General features: G+C 71.0%; 6 protein-coding genes. 5 read left to right on the top strand and 1 reads right to left on the bottom strand.

Annotated elements, in window-relative coordinates; genetic code table 11:
• From K7C98_RS13075 to K7C98_RS13055, 5 genes are all read left to right on the top strand, one after another.
• Window positions 1-2,438: ATP-binding protein (locus K7C98_RS13075; protein ID WP_224191964.1), on the top strand; the 2,438-nt coding region annotated here is incomplete at its 5' end.
• Window positions 2,439-2,509: 71 nt separating this feature from the next.
• Window positions 2,510-3,340 carry a PfkB family carbohydrate kinase gene (locus K7C98_RS13070; protein ID WP_224191963.1) on the top strand — a complete coding sequence of 277 codons (831 nt, stop codon included), beginning with the start codon at window positions 2,510-2,512 and terminating at the stop codon, window positions 3,338-3,340.
• Window positions 3,341-3,462: 122 nt separating this feature from the next.
• Window positions 3,463-4,074 (top strand): CDP-diacylglycerol--serine O-phosphatidyltransferase, encoded by a 612-nt coding sequence (pssA, locus tag K7C98_RS13065; protein ID WP_224191962.1) that lies wholly within the window; start codon window positions 3,463-3,465, stop codon window positions 4,072-4,074.
• Window positions 4,075-4,364: 290 nt separating this feature from the next.
• The gene (locus tag K7C98_RS13060) at window positions 4,365-4,976 is read left to right on the top strand and encodes a hypothetical protein (protein WP_224191961.1); all 612 of its coding nucleotides are present in this window, start codon (window positions 4,365-4,367) and stop codon (window positions 4,974-4,976) included.
• Window positions 4,977-6,037: 1,061 nt separating this feature from the next.
• Window positions 6,038-6,586, top strand: coding sequence for a hypothetical protein (locus K7C98_RS13055; protein ID WP_224191960.1), 549 nt, complete (start codon window positions 6,038-6,040; stop codon window positions 6,584-6,586).
• 79 nt (window positions 6,587-6,665) lie between these two features.
• Here the strand turns inward: K7C98_RS13055 and K7C98_RS13050 are convergent, their stop codons facing one another.
• The gene (locus K7C98_RS13050) at window positions 6,666-7,376 is read right to left on the bottom strand and encodes a hypothetical protein (RefSeq protein WP_224191959.1); all 711 of its coding nucleotides are present in this window, start codon (window positions 7,374-7,376) and stop codon (window positions 6,666-6,668) included.
• Between the last annotated feature and the right edge of the window lie 84 nt (window positions 7,377-7,460).

The following is a 7,460-nucleotide window of genomic DNA, read 5'->3' as shown; positions in this document are numbered from 1 at the left end:
CGGGGGTCGGCAAGTCGCGCCTGCGCCACGAGTTCGTGCGCCGCGTCGAGCAGCGCGGTGAGCCCGTCACGCTGCTGTTCGGGCGCGGCGATCCGATGCGTACGGGTGCGCCTCACGGGCTGCTGGTCGACGCGCTCCGCCGGCTCTGCGACCTCGACGGCAACGGGCCGCTCGCGGAGCAGCAGCAGCGGCTGCGCGCCCGGATCGGCGCGCACGTCGGCGCGGCCGAGCGAGAGCGCGTCGTGCTGTTCCTCGGCGAGATGTGCGGCATGCCCTTCGCGGACGACGGCGCGCCGATGCTGCGGGCGGCCCGGCAAGAGCCGAAGCTCATGCGCGGTTGTTTGAGCCGGGCCTTCCTCGACTGGCTCGCCGCCGAGTGCGAAAGAGCCCCGGTCGTCCTCGTGCTCGACGACCTGCAGTGGAGCGACGGCGCGACGGTCGCGGCGATCGACGAGGCGCTGCGCGAATTGCAAGAGGTGCCGCTGCTCGTCCTCGCGTTCGCCCGACCCGAGGTCGACGACGTGTTCCCGCGGCTGTGGCAAGCGCGGGCGTTGCAGCGGGTCCCGCTCAAGGGGCTGAGCAAGCGAGCGTGCGAGCGGCTGATCCAGCACGCGCTCGGCCCGGGCGTCGCGGCCGAGGCGGTCGCCCGCGCGGTCGAGCGGTCGGCCGGCAACGCGCTGTACCTCGAGGAGTTGATCCGCTCGATCGCCGCCGGCAAGTCCGACGAGCAGCCGCAGACGGTGTTGGCGATGCTGCAGGCCCGGATCGGGCGCCTCGCGCCCGGGGCCCGGCGAGCGGTGCGGGCGGCCGCGGTGTTCGGCGAGCAATTTTGGCGAGGAGGCGTCGGCGCGGTCCTGGGGCTGCCCGGCGGGTCCGACGAGGTCGCGGACTGGCTGTCCGCGCTGGTGGACGCCGAGCTGATCCAGCCGGCGACGAGCCGCCGCCGCGCGGACGAGCCGGAGTTCTCGTTCCGCCACGCCCTCGTGCGCGACGCCGCCTACGGGCTGCTGACGGAGGAGGACCGGACGACCGGACATCGGCTCGCGGCGGAGTTCCTCGAGGCCGCCGGCGAGCACGACGCCGCCGTCGTCGCCGAGCACTGGGAGCGCGGCGGCGACAGGGAGCGCGCGGCCGCCTCCTACGTGCGCGCCGCCGAGAGCTGCATCGATCGCGGCGACCACGTCGGCGCGCTGCGCCACGTCGAGCGCGGCCTCGCCTGCAGCCCCGAGGGCGAGCTGCGCGGGCAGCTGTGCAGCGTCAGCAGCTACGCCGCCTTCTGGCTCGACCGCCACGAGCGCCTGGCCGAGACCGCGGAGGTGGCGATGGCGCTGCTCCGACCCGGCAGCCGCGGCTACTGTCGCGCGATCCTCCCGGCGATCCTCGCGGCCATGGGCCGCGCCGACGAGGCCCACGTCGGCGAGCTCGTGGCCCGGTTGCTGGCGACCGAGCCGGACGAGAACGCCCGCGCGGCTCACGTCGAGGCCGTCGCCACGGTCACGTCGTCGCTGCTCGGCGCGGCCGCGCCCGCGTCGCTGCTCGCGGACCTGCTGCACCGGCTCGAGGCGAGCGTCCGCCTGGCCGAGCTCGCGCACCCGGCCAGCCGCCGCTACCTGCAGGACGTCCGCGGCGGCATGGCCTACTTCCGCCAGCCCCGCCCGTGGACCACGATCGCGGCCTGGGGAGCCGGCGCCGACCTGTGCCGCGAGGCGGGCGACAGCAGGCTGGAGCTCAGCCTGCTCGGCTCGCGCGAATGGGGCTGGCTGGAGCTCGGCGACGCCGAGGGGGCCCGCGACCGCCTGCGAGCGCTCGCGCCGGCGATGACCGCGAGCCAGGACGTCGTGACGACGGCGCTGTGGCGCAACCGGCTGGCGCGCGTCCTCTGCGAGTTCCCGACCGCGAGCGCCTGGGACGAGGCCGAGGAGCTGGTCGCGCCGATGCTCGCGTACACCGGCGGCATCATGCACCTCCGGATCCTCGCCCAGGGGATCATGGCCCGCGTCTCGCTCCTGCGCGGGCAGCCGGACGACGCCGAGGCCCACGCGCGCGCGGCCATGGCTGTCTTTTCGGACATGCCGTTGTGGTTGCTGCACACCGCGTCCGTCCACGTCCGCGCCCTGCTGACCCTCGGCCGGGCCGCCGAGGCCGTCGCGGTCGCCGAGCGGGTCCTCGGCGTGATCCCCGGCCTCGGCGGAGCCGGCCACGCCGAGGTCGAGTTCCGCCTCGCCGCCAGCGAGGCCTTCCGCGCCGCCGGGCACCTCGAGCGCGCCCGCTCCGAACTCCGCGAGACGCAGCGCCAGATCGATCTGCGCGCCGGCGACATCCCCGACACCTTCTGGCGGCACAGCTACCTGTCCCGCAATCCCCACTGCGTCCGCGCCCGCGCGCTCGCCGGCGCGTGGGAGACGTCCGAGCACGGCGGCCGCGACGAGGAATCATAGCAGTGGCCACACCGATGAATGGCGTGCACCGGCGGCTCGACGCGGGCGAAGGTTTGCTTCACGATCGCCGCATGCGAGTCGCCGTGATCGGGCACGTCGAGTGGATCGAGTTCGTGCGAGTCGCCCGCGTGCCGGCGCCCGGCGACATCGTCCATGCCCAGGATTGGTGGGAAGGCCCCGGAGGCGGCGGCGCCGTGGCGGCGGTGCAGCTCGCCCGACTCGCCGGCGAGTGCACGTTCTTCACCGCGCTGGGCGACGACCTCCTGGGGACCCGGGCTCGCGCGGAGCTGGCGGCGATGGGGCTGCGGGTCGAGACGGCCATCCGCCCGCTCCGCCAGCGCCGCGGGTTCACGTACGTCGACGACGCGGGCGAGCGCACGATCACGGTCATCGGCGAGCGACTGGCGCCGCGCGCCGCAGACCCGCTGGCGTGGGACCTGCTGGCCGAGGCCGACGCGGTGTACGTGACCGCCGGTGACGTCGAGGCGCTGCGACTGGCCCGGCGCGCGCGCAAGGTCGTGGCGACGGCGCGGATCTTGCCGACGTTGCAGGCCGCCGGGATCGCCCTGGACGCGATCGTCGGCAGCTCGCGCGATCCGGCCGAGCGCTACGCCGCGGGCGACCTCGAGCCGCCGCCGCGGCTGGTCGTGCGCACGGCGGGCGGCGCCGGCGGCAGCTACGAATTGCCGGGGGGCGAATGTCGCGTGTATCCGGCCGCGCAGCTCCCGGGGCCGGTGGTCGACGCCTACGGCTGCGGCGACTCGTTCGCGGCCGGGCTGACCTACGCTCTCGGCGCGGGCCTGGGCGCGGACGAGGCCGTGCAGCTCGCAGCCCGCTGCGGGGCCGCCGCGCTGACGGGCCGAGGCCCCTGCGGCGGCCAGATGGGGCGCGCGGCGCCGTAGCAGCAGTCGGTCGTCGCCGCGGCTCGCCCCGAGGACGGCCTGCTCGAGCTCGCTGGCGGCGGAGCGGCGCTCTGCAATTCACGGCGAGATTTGGCACCCTGACCTCCGCGAGGAGCACCCCGATGAAGCGCCACTTCTCCATGATCCGCGAGTTTCACCTGGCCGACTGGTTCACCCTGGCGAACGCCTTCTGCGGCACGGGTGCGATCTTCGCCGCGATGCGCTTCCTGCAGGGCGGGCACCCGAGCGACCTGCTGCGCGGCATGGCCCTGATCCCGCTGGCGTTCCTGTTCGACGCGCTCGACGGCCGGATCGCCCGCTGGCGCCACAAATCGTCGATCCTGGGCCGCGAGCTCGACTCCCTCGCCGACGTGATCTCCTTCGGCGTGGCGCCGGCCGCGTTGGCATACGCCTGCGGCATGCAAGGCGGCTGGGACTGGGTCGTCCTGTCGTACTTCGTCTGCTGCGGCGTCAGCCGCCTGGCCCGCTACAACGTCACCGCCGCGTCGCTCTCCGGCGACGACGGCAAGGTCCGCTACTTCGAGGGCACGCCCATTCCGACGAGCCTCGTGCTGGTCGTCGTGCTGGCGTTCGCCATCTGGCACGAGCGCATCGGCGACTCGCTGTGGTTCGGCGTGCTCGACCTCGGCTGGCAACTCCACCCCCTGGTCCTGATGTTCGCGCTGTCAGGCTCGCTGATGATCAGCAAGACGCTGCATATCCCCAAGCCCTGACGACGACGACGGCGCGCCGCCGCGAGCGGAGACGAGGACGACGAGGCCGCCGGCGGTGACGTCGGCGACACCGCCCGTCATCGCCCGGTGCCAGGAGTCGAACGCGACGTCGCGGCGATGGCGGTCAGTGCTTGCGGTTCCGGAGCGAACCGCAGCCTCCCGCACAGGTGCCCGGACAGCGGCGAGGACAGCGCCACGGCGCGAGCGGCGGCGGGTGTTGGTGATGCCCGGCATACCTGATTACTGTGCTTCCCGCGGCTCGCTTGTCCTCGCATTCTGGAACCCAAAGTATGATTACCGTGCTCCGCCACATTCTCGCTCCCATCCTCACCCTGTCTCTCCCCGACATCGCTGCGGCGGCACCCACGCCGAACGATGTCCCCGAAGCCGAGGACATGCTGAATAGCCTCCAGCAGCCGATCGATCTTCGCGATGTCGACGCCTTCATCCAGACCGCGAACGGGCTCGACATGCGGGTGGACTATCACATCGCGCACGGCCATGTGATCATCGCCGTGCGCCTGGATGAGGACGGTACCGGCGTGACGCGCCTGACGCTCAACCAGCGCGTGCTCGTCGCGCAGGAACTCGTGGGCGGCGAAGTCATCGCGGAGGGCACCGCGTTCGGCGCTCTCACCGAGCAGGAAGCGCATCTCCTGGCCGCAAGCGTGTATCAAGTCTGGGACCATGACCTCGCTTTCAAGGTGCCGGTGGATACGGAAGGGCTTCTTTGCAGCGTTGCCGCCGGGCTCAGTACCCTGACCATCGCGGCTGGCGTGTTCTCCGGCTGTGAGCTGGCAACGGCGACGACCGGCACCGCCGCCTGTATCGGCCTCGGCGTCCAAATTGGGGCAGCGACCGGGGCCATCGTGCATGACAAATGCACGGGCGCGCAAAACTAGCCTCCGTCACGAGAGCGATCGCCATGTCTGCGCTCAGGATCTACAGGCCGCTCCCTCCCCAGCCCTGGGGCTGGCTGCCGACTGACCAATTCTGGGCGCGGGCGCTATGGACACCGATCGCGCTCATCTACTGGCTTGCATATGTCCTCTATTTTTCATTCGCCATGGCCTGGGGCCTGCCGTGGTGGCAGACGGCGCTGGCCGTTGGCCTCATCCATCAAATCTGGGGGGGCCTCGTGGAGCGGCTCACCCGTCAATGGCTCGCGCGGCGACGCCGGAGGATGCTATCGGCAGAGATGAGCATGGCGTCATCGATGACGGAGGGAGTACCGACACCGACTCCTGGGCGCGTCCCTATTGACGCGATGAGCGCGGCGTCTTCGGAGGCAGTACCGACATCGACCCGGGGGCTTGACGACTACGAGGCTCTGGGTGCTCGCCTGTTTGGAAGACACAAACTTCTCGTACACACTATTCTCAACTTTGCATTCCTCTTTCTCATCTTCTACCCGAGATGGTGGACGACGCTTCTGGGCGTCCTGTCGATCATCGGCCTTACCAGGCTCGTCCGCGCATCCGCTCGACGGCGACGACTGATCTCGCCTGTCCATGACCCGGCCTTGCCTGCGGCGCCTGCGAACGCCCTCGCTCATGAGCGAGAGGCATGTTCAAAGTACATCCCACAATAGCTCGCTATGGATGAAGACGAACCCCAGGCGCTCGCCTGCGGCTCGCAACCTGCTCCGATGACGGGGTCTTAGCGATGTTCCAGCAAGTGCCACTCCTATCGGGACCGGTCCGAACGAGCCATCGCAGTGCCCGACAGGCCGCCCGGGTTGTCCGCATCAGCAGACCCACGCGCTTCCCCTTGCCGGATGGTGACCGCGTGGTGGCCGAAAATCGGACCCTCCGGTATCCGCGGTACGGGACCCGATCCCTCGTATGAGCCCTCTGTTCGGAGCTCCGCCGCGTCTCGCGTGCCGGGGCTTTTTCCGAGGGATCGCGTCCCGATTTTCTGTCGCGAGGTCGACGGTTCATCGCGGATGGCCGTGTTAGGTTCGGTGCTCGCCCCCCCGCTCCACCGACTGGTCCCCCCCATGGAAGCCGTAGCGCACAAGTACTATGTCCCTGCTCTCGACGCCCTGCCCGGGCCGCAGCGGCCGCTTTTTCAGAAGCGGCTGCTTGCGCTCACGGCCCGCGCCAACGCGATCGAGAGCGGCGAGGACGAGCCGATGGATCGGGAGGCGCTCGCCGACCTGGCGTACGATCTCGGCGACTCGATGGGCATCTCCTCCGACGAGCTGCAGGTCCTGCTGGAAGACGTGTTCGACGAATCCATCGATCCGCTGAGCGAGATGCTCGACGCGGTTCGTGCCGACGCGTGGCCCCTCAAGGCCCAGGAGGCGCTCTACGCGTGCCCCTACTGGGCCACGCTACGGATCGTCGACAGCGACCTCTGGGATGAGGAGGGGGCGGAGGCGATGCGCCGGCAAACGAAGCGCTTCCTCGACGCGCTGGCCAGGGCTCTCGCGCTCGACGCGACGGTGCGCAAGCGCATCGAGCACGACACCCGTGCGCTCTGGGACGACGACGACGAAAACGACGACTGAACATCCACCGGCGACGGCTCGCCTCCGGCCGTGATGATACGAGACGCGGCGCCGACCCGAACCCGGACAGCGGCGCCCCTCAGAAGGACAGCGACAGGCCCGCGACGGCTCCTCCGCGCACGGGAGCGGCCACCGGCGCGAGCCTGAGTCGACCGTACCGCCCGCGCTCCTCCATCATGCGCAGGTCGTACTGTTTGCGTGCTCGCTTCCCGGAGACGAGCAGCGGGATCCCGACCGCCAGGTGGACGGCGCCCCACATCATCAACGACGCCGTGACCGGCACCAGATCGGCCGTCTGCGCGCCCAGGATCGCGATCCCCGTGACGAGGCCCAATCCCATGAGCACGCCGCCGACGCTGGTGATCACCTTGCCGCTGATGATCCGGCCGGTACCGCGGTGTTCGCCGTTGGTGTGGTCCGGGGGTCGGAGCGAGCGATTCGCAGCAGCGACGGTCCGGGCGTCCTCGACCCGCACGTCGCGGATGTCCTCGCGGGCGAGCGTCTTGAGCACGCCGCCTTGCAGGAGCAGGGTCACCGTGGTGTCGTCGAAGCCGACGAGCGTACCGCGGGCGACGCCCTGGCTGGTATAGAGCGCGACGTCGGCGCCCTTGACGGCATTCCAGGTCGAATCGGTGATGGCGGCCGGCGCCGGCTCCCCGGCCTGCGGGGGCGCGGGCGTCGTCACCGGCGGCTCCGCGAATTGCTGGGACGGCTGGGCCTGGGATGGCGTCGACCACGTCAGCGACGAGACGATCACCGCGACCGCGCTTGAACGACCTGCGAAACGCATGTGAGTACCTCGAGAGATTCGCCGAGAGCGAGACGGTCGCTCCCTGCAATCGCCAGCGAGTGGTTAGCGCCGCCCTCGATCCTG

It is taken from the genome of Nannocystis pusilla, from assembly GCF_020073745.1.
GTDB lineage: Bacteria > Myxococcota_A > Polyangia > Nannocystales > Nannocystaceae > Nannocystis > Nannocystis radixulma.
The sequence above is the reverse complement of the archived record's forward strand: the minus strand, read 5'-3'. Positions and strand labels throughout refer to the sequence as shown.